17 protein-coding genes are annotated in these 17,107 nt (G+C 37.0%); 12 read left to right on the plus strand and 5 right to left on the minus strand.

The features are described 5' to 3' along the window. Positions 1-9: 9 nt before the first annotated feature. Positions 10-876, minus strand: coding sequence for a cation diffusion facilitator family transporter (locus ACE1TG_RS03720; RefSeq protein WP_375051010.1), 867 nt, complete (start codon positions 874-876; stop codon positions 10-12). A gap of 342 nt (positions 877-1,218) precedes the next feature. Between ACE1TG_RS03720 and ACE1TG_RS03725 the strand changes: the two genes are divergently transcribed. From ACE1TG_RS03725 to ACE1TG_RS03750, 6 genes are all read left to right on the plus strand, one after another. Beyond that, positions 1,219-2,418, plus strand: coding sequence for an MFS transporter (locus ACE1TG_RS03725; RefSeq protein ID WP_375051011.1), 1,200 nt, complete (start codon positions 1,219-1,221; stop codon positions 2,416-2,418). Between the two features lie 85 nt (positions 2,419-2,503). Continuing rightward, positions 2,504-2,737, plus strand: a complete 234-nt coding sequence (locus ACE1TG_RS03730) for an IDEAL domain-containing protein (protein WP_375051012.1) — start codon at positions 2,504-2,506, stop codon at positions 2,735-2,737. 105 nt (positions 2,738-2,842) lie between these two features. After that, the gene (locus ACE1TG_RS03735; protein ID WP_375051013.1) at positions 2,843-4,309 is read left to right on the plus strand and encodes a methyl-accepting chemotaxis protein; all 1,467 of its coding nucleotides are present in this window, start codon (positions 2,843-2,845) and stop codon (positions 4,307-4,309) included. 240 nt (positions 4,310-4,549) lie between these two features. Next, positions 4,550-5,848 (plus strand): MFS transporter, encoded by a 1,299-nt coding sequence (locus tag ACE1TG_RS03740; RefSeq protein WP_375051014.1) that lies wholly within the window; start codon positions 4,550-4,552, stop codon positions 5,846-5,848. Between the two features lie 13 nt (positions 5,849-5,861). After that, the gene (locus ACE1TG_RS03745) at positions 5,862-6,014 is read left to right on the plus strand and encodes a hypothetical protein (RefSeq protein WP_375051015.1); all 153 of its coding nucleotides are present in this window, start codon (positions 5,862-5,864) and stop codon (positions 6,012-6,014) included. 174 nt (positions 6,015-6,188) lie between these two features. Further along, positions 6,189-7,010 (plus strand): MBL fold metallo-hydrolase, encoded by an 822-nt coding sequence (locus ACE1TG_RS03750; protein ID WP_375051016.1) that lies wholly within the window; start codon positions 6,189-6,191, stop codon positions 7,008-7,010. A 124-nt stretch (positions 7,011-7,134) separates the two neighbouring features. Here the strand turns inward: ACE1TG_RS03750 and ACE1TG_RS03755 are convergent, their stop codons facing one another. Further along, positions 7,135-8,049: a zinc dependent phospholipase C family protein gene (locus ACE1TG_RS03755; protein ID WP_375051017.1), complete on the minus strand. Its 915-nt coding sequence runs from the start codon at positions 8,047-8,049 to the stop codon at positions 7,135-7,137. A gap of 338 nt (positions 8,050-8,387) precedes the next feature. On the opposite strand from ACE1TG_RS03755, the gene fumC reads away from it, so the two are divergent. Further along, positions 8,388-9,773, plus strand: a complete 1,386-nt coding sequence (fumC, locus tag ACE1TG_RS03760; protein ID WP_375051018.1) for a class II fumarate hydratase — start codon at positions 8,388-8,390, stop codon at positions 9,771-9,773. 228 nt (positions 9,774-10,001) lie between these two features. Beyond that, complete coding sequence (locus ACE1TG_RS03765; protein ID WP_209478983.1) at positions 10,002-10,205, plus strand: alpha/beta-type small acid-soluble spore protein; 204 nt, start codon at positions 10,002-10,004, stop codon at positions 10,203-10,205. Positions 10,206-10,335: 130 nt separating this feature from the next. Here ACE1TG_RS03765 and ACE1TG_RS03770 read toward each other — a convergent pair whose 3' ends face one another. Next, positions 10,336-11,433, minus strand: coding sequence for an ABC transporter ATP-binding protein (locus ACE1TG_RS03770; RefSeq protein ID WP_375051019.1), 1,098 nt, complete (start codon positions 11,431-11,433; stop codon positions 10,336-10,338). Positions 11,434-11,944: 511 nt separating this feature from the next. Next, positions 11,945-12,835: a PucR family transcriptional regulator gene (locus ACE1TG_RS03775; RefSeq protein ID WP_375051020.1), complete on the minus strand. Its 891-nt coding sequence runs from the start codon at positions 12,833-12,835 to the stop codon at positions 11,945-11,947. A gap of 154 nt (positions 12,836-12,989) precedes the next feature. On the opposite strand from ACE1TG_RS03775, the gene ACE1TG_RS03780 reads away from it, so the two are divergent. Next, complete coding sequence (locus tag ACE1TG_RS03780) at positions 12,990-13,352, plus strand: YlbF/YmcA family competence regulator (RefSeq protein WP_209478980.1); 363 nt, start codon at positions 12,990-12,992, stop codon at positions 13,350-13,352. 323 nt (positions 13,353-13,675) lie between these two features. Beyond that, a complete protein-coding gene (locus tag ACE1TG_RS03785; protein ID WP_375051021.1) occupies positions 13,676-14,446 on the plus strand; it encodes an enoyl-CoA hydratase-related protein in 771 nt (256 codons plus the stop codon). Between the two features lie 127 nt (positions 14,447-14,573). On the opposite strand, the gene ACE1TG_RS03790 is transcribed toward ACE1TG_RS03785, so the two are convergent. After that, positions 14,574-14,759: a YhzD family protein gene (locus ACE1TG_RS03790; protein WP_375051022.1), complete on the minus strand. Its 186-nt coding sequence runs from the start codon at positions 14,757-14,759 to the stop codon at positions 14,574-14,576. Positions 14,760-14,841: 82 nt separating this feature from the next. On the opposite strand from ACE1TG_RS03790, the gene ACE1TG_RS03795 reads away from it, so the two are divergent. Together ACE1TG_RS03795 and ACE1TG_RS03800 are read left to right on the plus strand one after the other, a co-directional pair. Continuing rightward, positions 14,842-15,741 (plus strand): ABC transporter ATP-binding protein, encoded by a 900-nt coding sequence (locus ACE1TG_RS03795; protein WP_375051023.1) that lies wholly within the window; start codon positions 14,842-14,844, stop codon positions 15,739-15,741. Continuing rightward, positions 15,734-16,981 carry an ABC transporter permease gene (locus ACE1TG_RS03800; protein ID WP_375051024.1) on the plus strand — a complete coding sequence of 416 codons (1,248 nt, stop codon included), beginning with the start codon at positions 15,734-15,736 and terminating at the stop codon, positions 16,979-16,981. The genes ACE1TG_RS03795 and ACE1TG_RS03800 overlap by 8 nt, the downstream gene beginning before the upstream one ends. Positions 16,982-17,107 lie beyond the last annotated feature (126 nt).

The following is a 17,107-nucleotide window of genomic DNA, read 5'->3' on the forward strand; positions in this document are numbered from 1 at the left end:
GGCACTTTTTTAGTGGTGTGGCTCGATATGGATATGAGCATATGGAATATTATGCTCTTGATCAAGTAGTGTTTCGATTTTCTCTGTAATAGCATGGCTTTCTTTTACATTCAATTGGGGGTCCACAAGAATGGTAATATCAATAAAAGATTGATTGCCATGTACTCTTCCTTTAATATCTACCACTTCTTTTACTTCAGGAACTTCTGCAATACTTGATTTTATTTTCATAATCTGCTTTTCGTCAAATCCATCCGTTAATGTATGTGTCGAATCTTTAAAAATATCCCAAGCAGTTTTACAGATAATAATACCAACAACTAACCCAGCTAATGGATCCAGCCAAAAAAGTCCGAGCTTGGCACCGACAATTCCCACAAACGCTCCAATACTTACAAAGGCATCTGAACGGTTGTCCTGTGCAGCGGCATACAATGAACTGCTTTTTACCTTTTTGGATAATGAAAGATTATAGCGGTAAACCATGAACATAATGACAGCAGCACTTAATGCCGTCCAAGCTGTTAGCATATCAGGCTCCGTTGTTTCGCTCGTAAATAATTTACTGAATGTATCGATTATTACCTGTATCCCAACTGTCATCATAATAAAAGCTGCGAACATGGATGCAACAGTTTCTGCTCTATAATGCCCATAATGATGATCTTCATCAGGGGGTTTCCTTGATATTTTCAATCCAATTAATACGGCAATCGAGGCAATTACGTCAGTGGTGTTGTTTAATCCATCTGCACGCAATGCCGTAGAACTGCCGATATAGGCGATTATTAATTTAGAGACTGAAAGGATAATGTAAGCAAAAATACTTATCCATGCACCTTTTTCACCTTTTTTCAGATTATCAGCATGTCCCATGAAGTTGCCTCCTATAAATTCACTGCAAACTTTTTGCATTTCATTCTGCCGATTTTGTCAGCTATAACAGTCTACCAAAGCATAGAGCGGTAAGTCTAGAGAAAAAGTAAAGGATGCAGTTATATGTTTTGTTAGTTATAAAATAAGTTTCGTTAGATTAGAAAAGTTGGCCTATCGCCAAACCTTATATAGATAAGCCTTAGCTGCACTTATGCAGTAAGAAAGTATTTATACTTTGTTAATTGCTAAAAAATGACTATCGCCTCAATTAGAATAAATATCTTGCGTAAGAGAATAGTAATTCTAGTGATTATTATATAAAAGAAGGACTGTGAATGTAATATGATGAAACAGAATGACGCTCATGACAAGCGCTGGGCAGTTATATCATTGGCATCGATTCCACTAATTATGACTTTGGGAAATTCGATGCTTATTCCAATATTACCTTTAATGGAAAAGGAGCTTGATATTTCCAAATTGCAATCAAGTTATATTATTACGATGTATTCAATTGTAGCTATCTTTTTCATTCCATTAGCAGGGTTTCTATCTGACCGGTTTGGCAGGAAAAAAGTAATTATTCCTTCGCTCATTATTACCGGATTGGGGGGGTTAGTTGCAGGCTGGGCGTCCAATGCCATGGATGATCCATATCTAATGATTATAGTCGGTAGAATTCTCCAGGGAATTGGCGCATCAGGTGCTGCACCAATAGTACTTCCACTTGTAGGTGATATGTTCCGCGATGATAAAGAAGCAAGTACAACGCTCGGGATTATAGAGACATCTAACACTATTGGTAAAGTTTTAAGTCCAATATTAGGTGCTGTACTGGCTGCGTTTATTTGGTTTCTGCCGTTTTATTCAATACCGGTATTCTGTGCTGTATCCGTTCTGATGGTTGGTTTTCTTGTGAAAAATAAGGGTGAGGAAGAGGAACATACAAGTTTTAAGAAATACTGGGGGTTCGCCAAAGACACGCTTAAGGAACACGGAAAATGGTTGTGTGCTGTGTTTATTATTGGCGCTATATTAATGTTTATTTTGTTTGGATTCCTTTTTTATCTTTCGAGTATCCTGGAGGATAAGTATGATTATAATGGTGTTTGGAAAGGTGTGCTACTCGCAATTCCACTACTGGCTTTATCCATTGCTTCTTTTATAGCCGGCAGAAAAATAAATGATAATTTAAAATTAATGAAGTGGGTAACATTTATTGGCATTATTCTCACTGGAGGATCAGTGGCTGTCATTCCATTTATGGACCATCCGGTATATCTTTTGTCTATTTTTCTGGTTTGTGGAAGTGGTATTGGGATGTCATTACCTTGTATGGATGCCTTAATTACCGAGAGCCTGGAAAAAAATGTGCGTGGTGTGATTACATCGATTTACAGTGCCATGCGTTTCATTGGGGTTGCAGCAGGACCGCCGGTAATTGCAATTATGATGAAAGGGAATATTATCTGGATGGTAAGCCTGTTAACTGTTTTTGCCTTGGGAGCAGGTTTACTTGCCTACCGAAACATTAACCCGTAAAAAAATGGTGCAGCCCAAAATATTATTGTTGCAATTATCCGTAAATTTTAGGATAATAGAAAAAAGGAACAAAGGGGCGTGTTCCATGAAGAAGCAGAAATTAATTTATCAGTATGTAAGATATGATGGAAAAGTACTCGACGCCAAAAGGGAAGTTTCATATGAGTTAAAACTCTCATCAAGGATGTTACTGGATGAGTTATGCTTTAATTGGAATAAGGAAAGACTGGAATCAGCGATAAATAGCTCTATTGATACAGGAGATAAAGATAAATTCCTGCAGTTAAGTAAGGAATACAGACATTACATTTGGGAGTAATCCCAGTTTTCATCAAGATTAGCCTTACCTTTGTTTGGTGAGGTTTTTTTAATGAATATAAGTAGTTCTTTTTGCACAGAAGCTATTCATATTGGGGGAAAATGAATGGGAAATAGTAATCAGTCGATGTTACATAAACAAAACCGTATACTTTTTTATATTTTGTTATTTTCATTATTGTTGGGGGTAGGGGCAGAGCTTGTTGTTGGGGCACCAAAAGAAAACCTTGTTGCACTTGGTATTGGCGGAGCTGTAAGTGTGGGTTTAATTGGTTTTTTTCATTATAAGCAGATATTTACCAAGGCAGTTCCTTATTTAGCAGTTATAAGTCTATCCGGAGTCGCATTCATTATTATTTTAAGTTCCGATTATGTAACGAATATGTTATTTACCTTTTATGTCCTTGCTGTAGCAGCAATATCTCTTTCGTTGACAGTTTTAGTTACAGGTGGTTTCTTTGGCCTGTCCTTACTAACCTTCTTTGTTATCACGAAGGGGGAAATAATTGGATTTGATGCAAGAGCTACTGCTATCACGATTGTATTTTTTGTCCTCGTATTCGTTGTTCTGGTAATCCAGGTGAGGGTAGCGAGGAAATTGCTGACTGATGTCCAAAGTGCCTTAAAAGATAGCGAAAATCACTCCGAAATCCAAAGGAAACAAGCTGAAGTTGCAGAAGCAAGTGCAGCAAGTGTTAGATCACAAATGAACATCATTGAACAAGATAGTAACTTAAACTCGCAATCAATGCAGGAAATGCGTCAGGCATTTCAGGAAATTACAAAAGCCAGTCAGTCACAGGCTGAATCTGCTACTACGATTTCCACAACAATTGAACAGACTGGTGAAGAATTATCCAAGATGATTCATTCTTTTTCACGAAGTACTGCAGATGGAGAAGAGTTAAAAGAATTATCGATGGAAGGTCAGCGATCTATGGACAACCTTTCCGTCACAATGAATGGGTTTCAAGAATCTTTTGAACAGCTCGGTACAAACATGGATAATCTTGTTCATAAAATGCAGGAAAATAATACGTTTACAGAAAAAATTCAGGATATAGCTGAACAGACTAATTTGTTGGCGTTAAATGCAAGTATAGAGGCAGCCAGGGCTGGAGAATCAGGAAAGGGGTTTGCTGTCGTTGCTGGAGAAGTTCGTAAGCTTGCTGAAGTGTCACAACACACCGCGCAGCAGATCAGTCAAAACCTGCAATCTATTGAACACGATGCAAGACAGGCCCAGAAGGAAGTAGATGATAACAAAGACCAGCTGCAAAACAGTACGTTAAGTGTGCAGGAAACAAAAGTCAATTTTGAGAGAATTACGGATCAGCTAATCAATTTTATTAAGTATTTAGGGTATTTGGCGAAGCAGGCTAATGATATACAGGCATCATCTGAAACGATAGATGGATCAGTTGATCAACTAGCTTCTTTAATTGAAGAAACGACAGCTACCATCCAGGAATTAGAGGCAATGGTTGAAGAACAGGTGGATCGTATGACTAATTTGGTTTCTGCTATTGAAGAAACAAATGAAGTCGCAGCTTCATTGGAAAAAGCGCGATAAATGAGAATACTTGCGGGATTTTTTCTCTGCAGGTAAGAAAGTACATCCTTTCTTATTGTATAAATGCAACAAAGGCTTAGCTATAATAATGATTCATTTCAGTGTATAAGGGGTTCTAAGAAAGCAAATACGCTTTTATAAGAACCCCTTTAACGAGTTCAACTTTTTTAAATATTTTTTTCTTTTTCACCCTAATATCTGGAATTATTTGATATGCTAAAGAAACGAGGGGGGATTCACATGAGAAAGAAGACCGCATTTAGTTGGATGCTGTATGATTTTGGGAATTCAGCATTTGCAACGACGATAATGGCAGCAGTTCTTCCAGTTTTCTACTATGATGTTGCAGCAGTTGGTGTAGACCAATCGCTTGCAGATAGTTACTGGGGATATTCGCAGTCAATTGCTGCACTGCTTGTCGCCGTGATGGCACCGTTTTTGGGTGCTATCAGTGACTTTTCAGCAGCTAAAAAGAAATTTTTGCGATTTTTCGCTTTTATGGGGATTATTGCGAGTATTTTATTAGCCTTTGTTGGTGAAGGAGATTACATATTTGCCTCTCTTTTATTAATCATTGGAACAGTTGGTTTTTCTAGTGCGAATATATTTTATGACGCCTTTTTACCGGAAATAGCTGATGAGGATGAAATAGATAAAATTTCTTCCTATGGCTTTGCATTCGGCTATATTGGTGGTGGTATTTTACTAGCAATAAATATTCTGATGATTCTGAAGTATCCCTGGTTCGGTATGCCAAACGCAGCTGTCGCAAGTCAGGTTTCGTTCGTAACGGTAGGTATATGGTGGTTTATCTTTTCTTTGCCACTACTAAAAAATATCAAGGAAGAGAAGAAAGTAACAACCAAACGTGATCGTTCTTATGTAGCAATTGGATTTTCAAGAGTGACAAATACTTTTAAGGAAATTAAGCAATACAAGCACTTATTAATCTTTTTACTGGCTTTTTGGATGTACAATGATGGAATTTCAACCATTATAAAAATGGCAACTATTTATGGACGCGATATTGGTATCGATTCGAATTCATTAATTGCTGCATTGTTAATCACGCAATTTGTCGGCATTCCATGTACGTTTTTCTTTGGCTGGCTGGCGAAAAAAATAACCGCCAAAAAGGCACTGTTTATAACGTTATACGCTTATCTGGGTATTGTTATTTTCGGCTATTTTATGTCATCTGCTCTACATTTCTATCTATTGGCAGTATGTGTTGGGTTAGTACAAGGTGGGGCGCAATCGCTCAGCAGATCGATATATGGACGGATGGTACCGGCTAATAAACATGCAGAGTTCTTTGGGTTCTATGGAATTTCTGCAAAATTTGCAGCTATTTTTGGACCCTTTTTGTTTGCATTCGTAGGGCAGCTAACAGGCTCCAGCAGACTTGGTATCATTTCACTTGTGATTTTCTTTATTGTAGGAATTGTGTTATTGCGATTCGTTAACATTGAACAGGGAGTACTGGAAGCTAAACGTCAAACCAATCAATCTGAAAAGGTTGATATCAAACCACGGTAAGAGGTGAAAATTAATGCGTATTAATAATATCCGTAAATTGTTATATGGGCTTGCTAAAATTCTGGGAGATGTGAATGCTGTTAAGAAAGGTAAAGCAGGTAAAAGAGTCGGACGAAGGATAGCGGGAAAAGGAACCGGAAAAATGTTAGGGAAGTTGTTTAAATAAAGATTCTTTTACAAAAATAATTTTTGATTAACGTGACAAAATGGACGTCTGAGGTGATACCTACCCGGACGTCATTTTTTAGCATATAAAGAAACCACCATGGCTATAGAATGTATCACCATTCACTATGTGTTATAGTTTGGCAAAGTGGAGGATATGGGGAGTTTTTACTTTATGTTATTCAAGAAAGATTTTAAACAACAAACGATAAATGCGGTTCAAATGGGAAATGGTATAGTAGCATTTCAGGGGATTAAATTAAATGTTCATTGCTTCGTGGTGGATGGCGTTTTAATTGATACGGGTGCAAAATCCTTAGAAAAGGAGTTTAAACCATTTTTTAAACAACAGGATATAGATCAAGTAGTAATTACGCATTATCATGAAGATCATACAGGCTGTGCAGCGTTTTTGCATGAAGAGCAGCATCTTCCGGTGTATATGAATGGTATTATGCTTGATTATTGTAAAAAGAAGCCTAATTATCCAATGTATCGAAAATTGTTTTGGGGAAAGCGCAGCCCTTTTCATGCGAAGGAAATTGCAAGAACTTTTTCATCTCGCAATGCAATTTGGGACGTGATTGACACACCCGGTCATGCTATTGACCATTTAGCATTTTTAAACCGTGAAACCGGTCAGCTTTTCACAGGTGATTTGTATTGCCAAGAAAGAACAAAGGTCGTGTTACGTGAAGAAAACATTCCAACCATTATTGAATCCTTAAAGAGAGTATTATCCTATGATTTTGAGGACGTGTATTGCAGCCATGCCGGCTATTTAGAGGATGGACGTGCTGCTTTACAAAGGAAGCTGGAATATTTGTTAGAACTCCAAGGAAAAATAATCAAATTGTACGAAGGTGGGTTGTCACCAAGTCAGATTAGCAGCACACTTTTTCCAAAAAAGTATCCAATCACCTATTTTTCTTTGGGAGAATGGAACTCTATGCACATTATCAATTCGGTTATTCAAGAACATATAAAATCGGTTTAAATCACGTAAAGGTTTGCTATCATCCATAAATTGAAGGAAGTTGAACTCAGCATGCCGCTTCGCGCGGCAACAATGCCCCGCCGTGATGCGTGTGTAATACATCACTAAGCGAGTGCTTGCGCCATTATACAATTGGTTCACTATATTTATTTTCCAGGTTCAGCTTAAGTGGCTTTCCAGTATCATATGATACATTTCCAATTAATTCACTCAGTCTATTCCGGGCAGAATCGTTCCTGTATTGCCAATAGGATAGCACTTCTGTCATAATTTCAATGCCTTCAGATCGTCCCTGTTTATATAGGTCAATAAAGCTTTGAGAAGAAGGGTCATTTGTTGCCGGGTGGTACCATGTTGTATGTTGTAAATTTAAATAATCCACGTTACTTTTAACTGGCTGATGGGAATAAGATGCAATTAATGGTTTTAATAGCACATTTTTCCAGCCATATGGGTCTGCTAACAATTTCAGTGCCAATTTCATATCTCGGTATGCTTTTTGGATGTAAGAAGTAGACGTACGCTTGATCTCTGGATAATGTCTTCTAATCGTTGAATGCAGTAAATTAGTAATTGACTCATTAAATGAGTGCCCAATATCGATTTCTTTATATACCGGTGCTTTCCATGTTTTTAAATTATGATATTTCTCCATCATCAATGTATCAATGAGTACTTCTAACTTTTGATGATTACTGCCTTCATAGCCGGCGCGGTAATGGATATATGGATGTGCATTCCGGTCAAGGATATGGTGTGTAACAAATCCAAATACATACGCTTGAACATGTCCGTTCATATCCTTTGCTTGCTCAATTAAATCCATTAAAAATGCTCCACAATTCTCCTTATGTAAAATCATTCCTATATCGTGAACAGGTTCTTCTTTTATCCAAGGCCAAAAATTATAATAGAAAAATGGATCTGGCCCTTGTGCACCTAATTTCATATATGACTCATACTGTGAGAATGGATATGGATTTTTGATTGTATCCACAACATCTTCACAAAATAGCATATGTGTCCAAATATTTGGCATAGGGAAATCCTCCTTGCATTAAGACGCATATAGAAAACTTCTGCTTATCAATGTATAGTAATTACCGATTCTATAGAGTCTTTCATTATTGAAAAACTTTGCTTATCGCCAAGCTTAATGTAATGGGTCTTAGCGGCATATATGCAGTAGGAAAGAATTTATACTTTCTAAACTGCTAAAATAGTCTCTATATAGTATTATAAATGAAAAGCAACTGTATTGTTAGTTAAAATATGTACTATTTTGTGACTTCTACTAATTGTTAAGCTAACAATATTTTCTTTAATTTTGTTACAATGGTAAAAGATAATATTATGTTATACAAGGAGGCAACAGACATGGAATATCGTGTAGAAAAAGATACGCTAGGAGAAATAAATGTACCTGCTGATAAGTATTGGGGTGCTCAAACCCAACGAAGTAAACAAAATTTTCCAATCGGTGACGAAAAAATGCCAACTGAAGTTATAAAAGCATTTGCTATTTTGAAGAAAAGTGCAGCAAAGGCGAATAGTGATTTGGGATTGCTTGATAAGAAAAAAGCAGACGCGATTGGCTTTGCAGCAGATCAGGTTATCGACGGTAAGTTAAATGACCATTTTCCATTAGTTGTTTGGCAAACCGGAAGTGGTACACAGTCAAATATGAACGTGAATGAAGTAATAGCGTATGCGGGCAATAAATGGCTTGAGGATGAGGGAAGTGATTTAAAACTTCACCCAAACGATGATGTTAATAAATCACAAAGTTCAAATGATACATATCCTACAGCAATGCATATTGCCTCTGTATTGAAGCTAGAGGACAATGTTATTCCAGCACTGCAAACATTGAAGGATACATTTAAAGTTAAAATGGATGCCTTTCAGGACATCGTTAAAATTGGCCGCACCCATTTACAGGATGCTACACCACTAACATTAGGCCAAGAAATAAGTGGCTGGCACCGTATGCTGGAAAAATCGGAAATAATGATTACAGAGAGTGTCCATCATGTAAAAGAACTTGCAATTGGTGGTACTGCTGTTGGAACGGGATTGAATGCCCATCCTGATTTTTCCGAGGCTGTTTGTGAAGCAATTAATGAAATTACAGGGAAGAATTTTGTTTCCGCACCAAATAAATTCCATGCTTTAACAAGTCACGATGAAACAGTCCATGCACATGGCGCACTAAAAGGATTGGCAGCAGATCTAATGAAGATTGCAAACGATGTACGCTGGTTAGCAAGTGGACCGCGCTGTGGAATAGGTGAAATTACCATTCCGGCAAATGAACCTGGTAGTTCGATTATGCCTGGAAAAGTTAATCCGACACAAAGCGAAGCAGTTACGATGGTCGCAGCTCAAGTCATGGGTAATGATGCAACAATCGGGTTTGCGGCAAGTCAAGGTAATTTTGAATTAAATGTATTTAAGCCTGTAATCGCTTATAACTTCCTGCAATCCTGCCAAATTCTTTCAGACAGCATGCTATCTTTTGATGAGCGTTGTGCAAAAGGTATCGAGCCAAATCATGAACAAATTGAAAAATACTTAAATGATTCGTTAATGCTTGTAACAGCCTTGAATCCGCATATCGGCTATGAAAATGCAGCAAAGATTGCTAAAACAGCTTTTGAAAATAATTCAACTTTAAAAGAAACTGCTGTAGAATTAGGACTGCTAACCGAAGAACAATTTGAACAATATGTAAATCCGAAAGAGATGACATATCCGAAATAATACTTATTTCAAAAGAGCTCATTACGATGTAATGAGCTCTTTTGATTGGCAATTAAGAAAGTATACGTGCAACTAAGGCACATCTACTTTAAAACTTGGCAATACGCTAGTTTTTCTAAGTTATAATAATAGTCAACACTTATTTGGGACTTTAAGCAACAATTACCAACTGTATTTCGTGATAAGTTTTGTGAATCTGCTAAAACTATGCTTACAGGAGGTGATAACATGGCTAATAACAACTCAAATAACCTAGTAGTACCTGGCGTACAACAGGCACTTGATCAAATGAAGACTGAGATTGCACAAGAGTTCGGTGTTCAATTAGGTCCAGACTCTACTTCACGTTCAAATGGTTCTGTTGGTGGTGAAATTACTAAACGCTTAGTGCAATCTGCACAACAGCAGTTCAGTGGACAACAACCTAAATAACCTATGGCTTAAAGGGATGCTCCCCTTTAAAGAAACAATAGTTAAGAGGGAAGTCTTTGACTTCCCTCTTAAATTTTAGTTTCAATTGGTATTATTTTCATTAATTCTTATAAATATACACCTAAATTAATTAACGAATGCGTTTTTCTGTTTCTGTATCAAAGAAGTGAACTTTATTCATATCGAATGCCAAGTCAACTTCTTCACCCCCGTTAATGTCAGAGCGAGAGTCAACGCGCGCAACAAAGTCCTGCTCATTTACTTTAGAATATAGGTATGACTCTGCTCCCATTAATTCAGCTACATCAATTGTTGCTTTAATTTTTGAATCTGGGGTTGAATCAATGAATAGTGGCTCATCATGAATATCTTCAGGACGTATACCCAATGTAATGTCTTTATCAATATAACCCTGTTCCCGTAAAACTTTCATTTTACCTTCAGGAACTTTAACTTGTGTATCTTCCATTACGAAAAAGCCATCTTTCAATGTTCCACTCAAAAAGTTCATGGAAGGAGACCCGATAAATCCTCCAACAAAAATATTTTCAGGTTTGTCATAAACCTCTTTTGGTGCTCCAACCTGTTGGATGTACCCGTCTTTCATAACAACTAGACGCGTAGCCATTGTCATTGCCTCTGTTTGATCATGCGTTACATAAATAGTTGTTGTTTGTAAGCGTTTATGCAATTTTTGTATTTCAGCACGCATTTGTACCCTTAATTTTGCATCAAGGTTTGATAGTGGTTCATCCATTAAAAATACTTTCGCGTCACGTACAATTGCACGACCTAATGCTACACGCTGGCGCTGTCCACCAGATAATGCTTTTGGTTTACGGTCCAGGTATGCCTCTAAGCCTAGGATATTAGCAGCGTTATTAACACGTTGCTCTATTTCATCTTTTTTAAACTTTCGAAGTTTTAAACCGAATGCCATATTGTCATATACATTCATATGCGGGTATAATGCATAGTTTTGGAATACCATTGCTATATCACGGTCTTTAGGTGCAACATCATTCATTTTCTTATCATTAATATAAAGTTCCCCGTCAGTAATCTCTTCCAAGCCAGCTATCATTCTTAGTGTTGTTGATTTTCCGCAGCCTGATGGTCCGACGAATACAATGAATTCTTTGTCGTTAATCTCCAAATCAAAGTCATCTACAGCAATTGCCTTCTTGTCATATGACTTCTGAATGTGCTCCAAACGTAGTTCAGCCATTATTTCTCCTCCAATTATGTAAACGTTTTTATAATATATATTGTAGCTAATATCTAGTCCACCCGTAAATGGAAAAAGTGCACAAAGAATTTGAAATCCTTTGTGCACTTTTCTTTCAATCTAGAGACTTTAAGAAAAATACTTGCGTGTTTACGCGTAACTTAGGGATTGCTGGTGAGAAGTAGCGTCCGAGATAAGGCTATTTTTAACGGAACGAGGATCCGGTTTACTGATTTGGCGGATCCTCATTCCGTTATTTTCTAAAAAAACCTCGTTTTAAGCTTGGGTTCGGATCCTCATTCCGTTATTTGTCATTTTTACCTCAAATTTGGCTGATTTTCTGCATTTAGCGGAACGAGGATCCGTCTCACCCTTCCGAGAGCACTTTTACTGCTATTTAGCGGAATGAGGATCCGCTTCGATTTTTTGACGGATGCTCAAATAGAATTCAGGTGTAAGAATCACGACACGATCTGCGTTTTATAACCCCACTCCCCTGAAACTAAACGCCTTAGGTTTCTTTCATGAGCTTTTTATTTATAGTAATGGCTAGTTGTACTGCCATTGCCTGGTGAAATTGCCTAATATCAATACCGGTTTTTTCGGTAAATTTATCAAGTCTGTATTGTAAGCTATTTCGGTGCATGTACAATTCTTTTGCGGTAACTGACACATTTAAGTTACAAGCAATAAACATTTCAATCGTTTTTAACAGGTCCTTGTCGTGCTCCGTTTCACCTAACACGGAGTTAATTATATCAGCACGTGTATTACTTCCCATTTGATCAACAAGTATAAATGGAACAGCATCAATATACGTGGATACAGTTTTGTCAGAATAAGCAAAGGTGGTGTTAGCCCCGTTTACTAATATCTGGTGATACCTTTTGGCTGCGGATAACGTATGCAGGTATGGACCAACAAAAAATTTTATCTTAACGTACAAGTCACTCATTAGTACATCGATTATTTGCTCATATGATATGGTATCTTTCGGGTTTGTTTCTACGATAATTCCTTCATGGTCATTCTCAAAAAGTACTGGAACTTGTCTGGCATAAAATTCATTTATTGCTTCTTTAAAAGATTCAGGTTCAATTTGAAAAGGCTGAAACGAAAAATAAATAAACCGATATGTTAATGAACTCGTGCTATCAGTTATGTCGGTACTTATATACGATTTCCATTGCTGTTCTTCTGCAGTCATCTGGGGGATGGAAACATTATAGGGACGAAGGAAGATATGTAAAAGAGTTGTATCCTTTTCAGTAAGTTCTTTTTGATTTATCCCAATAACTTGTTTTTCGTTAGTCATAAACCATTTATAGTTATATCGGTTTTTGTTAGATATTTCATTATATAATACTAATGACGAAAAAATTTTACGGAGTTGTTCGATCATGAAAATGCCTCTTTCTATAGGGGTTTTTTCCATTATAGCAGTAAAATTGAATAGAAAAATCAATTTTGCATTTTTAGCTATTTTTTAAAATAGTATACATGTGTCAAAACGTTTGTTATAGTTATTTTAGTTAGAAAATGAAGGAGGATATAACGTGCCTAATATTTATGATAGTGCGTACGATCTAGAAAAGTCAATTCGTGAAAGTGACGAATTTAAAAGTTTAAAGGAAGCATATGATGCAGTAATGAGTGACGAATCTGCCAAGCAAATGTTTGACAATTTTAGAAATACTCAAATGGAATTACAGGAAAAACAAATGCAAGGTCAGGAAATTTCTGAAGAAGAAGTAGAACAAGCACGTAAAGTTGTAGAAACAGTACAGCAGCATGAAGACATCTCAAAATTGATGGAACAAGAACAGCGCTTAAACCTTGTGATCAATGAAGTAAGCCAAATTATTACGAAACCATTGGAAGAACTTTACGGAACTTCTGAAGAAGAATCAAACGAATAATTAAGTACAAGCCCGCACCTTAACTGTTGCGGGCTTTTATTTTTATATTTGCTCAAAGACCTTTTAGTTTATATAACTACGACGTGATGTGAAAAACTTATGAAGTACTGCGAATCCGCTCCGGAAATACACTATCACACCTTAAAGACAACACTTCAGCTTCCTCAGATTCCCTCTCTGAATACTATGAATTAGTTGCTCTCATTCTGTGTTGAAGAATCAATACCTACAATCTTAAAAAAAACAATCTATAAGAAAGGATTTTGTCTATAGATGGCGAATTATATCAATGATAGAAATTTTTATATAAAGGAGATACCGTGATGCGTACTGTTTTATTCGAAAGCAAGAATAATATATCTTATATTACTTTAAATCGGGCTGACCGATACAATGCATTGAATAAAGATATGCTTATGGAATTACTTGATGTGCTGGAACAGATTGAAAAAAATGACGATAAAATTGTAATCCTTAGTGGAAAAGGAAAAGCATTTTGTGCAGGTGGAGACATTGGAATGATGACGGAATTTGCTGATAAAAACTATTATGAACACATTATGAAGACCATTGAAGCAATTGCTTTAAAGCTGTACATGATGCCTAAGATTGTTATATCGGCTGTTCAGGGGTCAGCTGTTGGCTTAGGGTTGAGCCTTGCGCTAACGGCAGATTATGTTGTTGCTCAAAATGAATCAAAAATTGGGATGCTATTTATAGGAATCGGCTTAGCACCTGATGGAGGCGGGCACTTCCTGTTGCGCGAACGGATCGGAACACATAAGGCAAAACAATTTATATGGGGTAAGCAGCAATTAGCAGGGCCTGAAGCAAAGGCAATGGGTCTTGTAGATGTGCTTACCGATAAGCAGGCCATCGATCACGCAACTGAGATGGCCAATCAGATGTTAGCTGCACCAATTGTGGCAATGCTGAAAACAAAAATGATGTATCATCAAAGAAATGAGAGAGAATTAACCTCCTATATGGAAGAAGAGCGAAAGTCACAATGGGAACTTCGAAATACAGAAGACCACAAAGAAGGTGTAAGTGCATTTTCAGGAAAACGTAAGCCTTCATTTATTGGACGATAACTCTGCTGTAAAAAACACGTTCTTCTAAAACAATAATCGTTTTTGTTAACTGAAAGGTGGCATTAAAAAATATTTTTTAATGCCACCTGATTAAGCTGTGATTCGAATGTAGTAATGACTATTGAATTTATCTGTGAAATAGGATTAACTTTGCATCAGGAGATACACAACGATGTGTATGTTCATTGTATCCTTCTTCATCTAATTTTGCTTGGCCAATTTTTTTGGCCTCATCATTACTGGCAGCCTCAAAGGACTCATCAAGCAACTTTTCCCCGGATTTGTCAAAAACTGTTAATACGTAAGTTCGCATTTTAGGTTCCTCCTAAAATTAAAAATTATGAAACTATTATCTATTGTAAACGTATCATAAAACGGGAAAGGAGAGAAGAAATTTGACATTAAAAATTAATGATGTAACGAAACGTTTTGGTAAAACCACTGCAGTTGACCATCTTTCCATCGAAATTCCCGAAAAGGAGATGTTCGGATTCTTAGGTGGGAATGGTGCGGGTAAAACTACTACGTTTCGAATGGTTCTGGGACTATTGGATAATACTGAAGGCGATATTTCGTGGAATGGAGAGTCGATCAGCTACGATAAAAGTCATTTAATTGGGTATTTACCTGAAGAACGAGGGCTATATCCAAAGCTGAAGGTTCGTGATCAATTGATTTACCTTGGGAAACTTCGCGGTATGAGTAAAAGCCAAGTGGTTACAGAGCTTGAAGGCTGGCTTGATAGGTTTAAAGTACCGGAATATATGGATAAAAAAGTGGAAGAGCTATCAAAGGGAAATCAGCAAAAAATTCAATTTATTTCTGCTGTTATCCATAAACCAAAATTGCTTATTCTTGATGAACCATTTTCAGGTTTGGATCCAATCAATGTTGAGATGTTAAAAGAAGCTGTTGTAAACCTTAAGGAACAAGGAACATCCATTGTTTTTTCATCTCATCAAATGGAGCACGTGGAAGAGCTCTGTGAACATTTATGTATCTTACATAAAGGAAAACCAGTTGTTCAAGGGTCACTCAGGGAAATTAAAAAATCGTTTGGGAAAAAGAATTTAATTGTCCATGCAGACTTTTCAGTAGATTTTCTGAAAGACTATACTGGAGTATTACACTATAAATCTTTGACAGAAGGCTGTGAGCTTCAGATTGAGAGTGAGACAGTTGCACAGAAACTATTTGATGCTCTCCATGGAAAAGGCTTTGTGCGAAAGTTTGAACTAGAGGAGCCGACTTTAAGTGACATATTCATTGAGAAGGTAGGTGCTTCCTATGAATAAATTTTGGATTATTTTATCACATACGTATATGACGAAATTTAAAACAAAGTCATTTTTAATCAGTACCATTATTTCATTAGTATTTATTTTTGCCATCGCAAATATCCAGACAGTCATGGATACATTCTCGGGAGACACAGACAAAATTGCTGTAATCGATGAATCGGGTGAATTATTTACCCCACTTGAAGAAAGTGTTGAGGGTTCAACAGATGAGATGGATCTGATTGCATTTGATGGGTCAAAGGAAGATGGCAAAAACGCTGTACAGGATGAAAAATATGCTGCGTTAATTTCATTATCGTTAAATGCTGAAGGATTGCCAGAAGCAACCTACTTTGCCAATAATATTGCCGAAGCGGGGGAACAGTCAGTTATTCAGCAACAACTGCAGCAATTGAAGGTTGCAGCTGCGACACAACAAGCTGGTGTTGACCAGGAAACAATTACCGAAATATATTCACCTGTAACCTTTAATAAGGTTGCTTTAGATGATAGTGCAAAAACCGCAGAAGAATTGAATCAGGCAAGGGGAATTGTTTATGTCATGCTATTCCTGTTGTATATATCCGTAATCACATATGGAACGATGATTGCCAATGATGTCGCTACTGAGAAATCGTCACGTGTTATGGAAATTTTAATTTCAAGTGCATCACCAGTTACCCATATGTTTGCGAAGATAATCGGTATTGCTTTATTGGGACTCACGCAGGTTGGAATTATTATCGGCGTAGGGTATTCCCTTATTATGTCCAAACAGAATGAGCTGACTGGAGGCGTATTTGATTACTTTGGAATTCAGAATACCTCTGCTTCCGTGTACGTATATGCAATTGTATTTTTCTTGCTAGGATACTTACTGTATGCAACATTAGCTGCCATGTTAGGTTCACTTGTGAGCAGAACAGAGGATGTTCAGCAAATGATAATGCCAATGATTTTCCTTGTTATGATTGCCTTTTTCATTGCTATGTTTGGACTTGAAGCACCGGATTCATCATTTGTCACAGTAACTTCCTATATTCCTTTCTTCGCACCGATGCTTATGTTCCTTCGTGTTGGCATGCTGGATATTCCGATTTGGGAAGTGGTGATATCCATTGGAATTCTAGTTGCAACTATTTTACTTTTTGCAGCAATTGGTGCAAGAGTCTATAAAGGTGGAGTTTTAATGTATGGCCGCTCAAGCTCACTTAAAGATGTCAAAAAGGCAATAGCTCTATCCAAAAAAGAATAGTATGGAAAAGGCTTGGACAAAAGTGTTTTAGTAAAAGCGAAATCCGAACTATGATTCGAAATTCTTGAAATAGAATTCGAATTAGTTCGGATTTTTTGTTGTTATTAGATATTCAACTTTCGGATC

This window comes from Virgibacillus sp. JSM 102003 (assembly GCF_041949995.1).
GTDB lineage: Bacteria > Bacillota > Bacilli > Bacillales > Amphibacillaceae > Lentibacillus.

What these genes read in the sequence shown, in the direction of transcription:
- ACE1TG_RS03720 (WP_375051010.1), bottom strand. Translation starts at nt 876, where the DNA reads ATGGGACATGCTGATAATCTGAAAAAAGGTGAAAAAGGTGCATGGATA.
- ACE1TG_RS03725 (WP_375051011.1), top strand. Translation starts at nt 1,219, where the DNA reads ATGATGAAACAGAATGACGCTCATGACAAGCGCTGGGCAGTTATATCA.
- ACE1TG_RS03730 (WP_375051012.1), top strand. Translation starts at nt 2,504, where the DNA reads ATGAAGAAGCAGAAATTAATTTATCAGTATGTAAGATATGATGGAAAA.
- ACE1TG_RS03735 (WP_375051013.1), top strand. Translation starts at nt 2,843, where the DNA reads ATGGGAAATAGTAATCAGTCGATGTTACATAAACAAAACCGTATACTT.
- ACE1TG_RS03740 (WP_375051014.1), top strand. Translation starts at nt 4,550, where the DNA reads ATGAGAAAGAAGACCGCATTTAGTTGGATGCTGTATGATTTTGGGAAT.
- ACE1TG_RS03745 (WP_375051015.1), top strand. Translation starts at nt 5,862, where the DNA reads ATGCGTATTAATAATATCCGTAAATTGTTATATGGGCTTGCTAAAATT.
- ACE1TG_RS03750 (WP_375051016.1), top strand. Translation starts at nt 6,189, where the DNA reads ATGTTATTCAAGAAAGATTTTAAACAACAAACGATAAATGCGGTTCAA.
- ACE1TG_RS03755 (WP_375051017.1), bottom strand. Translation starts at nt 8,049, where the DNA reads ATGCCAAATATTTGGACACATATGCTATTTTGTGAAGATGTTGTGGAT.
- fumC (WP_375051018.1), top strand. Translation starts at nt 8,388, where the DNA reads ATGGAATATCGTGTAGAAAAAGATACGCTAGGAGAAATAAATGTACCT.
- ACE1TG_RS03765 (WP_209478983.1), top strand. Translation starts at nt 10,002, where the DNA reads ATGGCTAATAACAACTCAAATAACCTAGTAGTACCTGGCGTACAACAG.
- ACE1TG_RS03770 (WP_375051019.1), bottom strand. Translation starts at nt 11,433, where the DNA reads ATGGCTGAACTACGTTTGGAGCACATTCAGAAGTCATATGACAAGAAG.
- ACE1TG_RS03775 (WP_375051020.1), bottom strand. Translation starts at nt 12,835, where the DNA reads ATGATCGAACAACTCCGTAAAATTTTTTCGTCATTAGTATTATATAAT.
- ACE1TG_RS03785 (WP_375051021.1), top strand. Translation starts at nt 13,676, where the DNA reads ATGCGTACTGTTTTATTCGAAAGCAAGAATAATATATCTTATATTACT.
- ACE1TG_RS03790 (WP_375051022.1), bottom strand. Translation starts at nt 14,759, where the DNA reads ATGCGAACTTACGTATTAACAGTTTTTGACAAATCCGGGGAAAAGTTG.
- ACE1TG_RS03800 (WP_375051024.1), top strand. Translation starts at nt 15,734, where the DNA reads ATGAATAAATTTTGGATTATTTTATCACATACGTATATGACGAAATTT.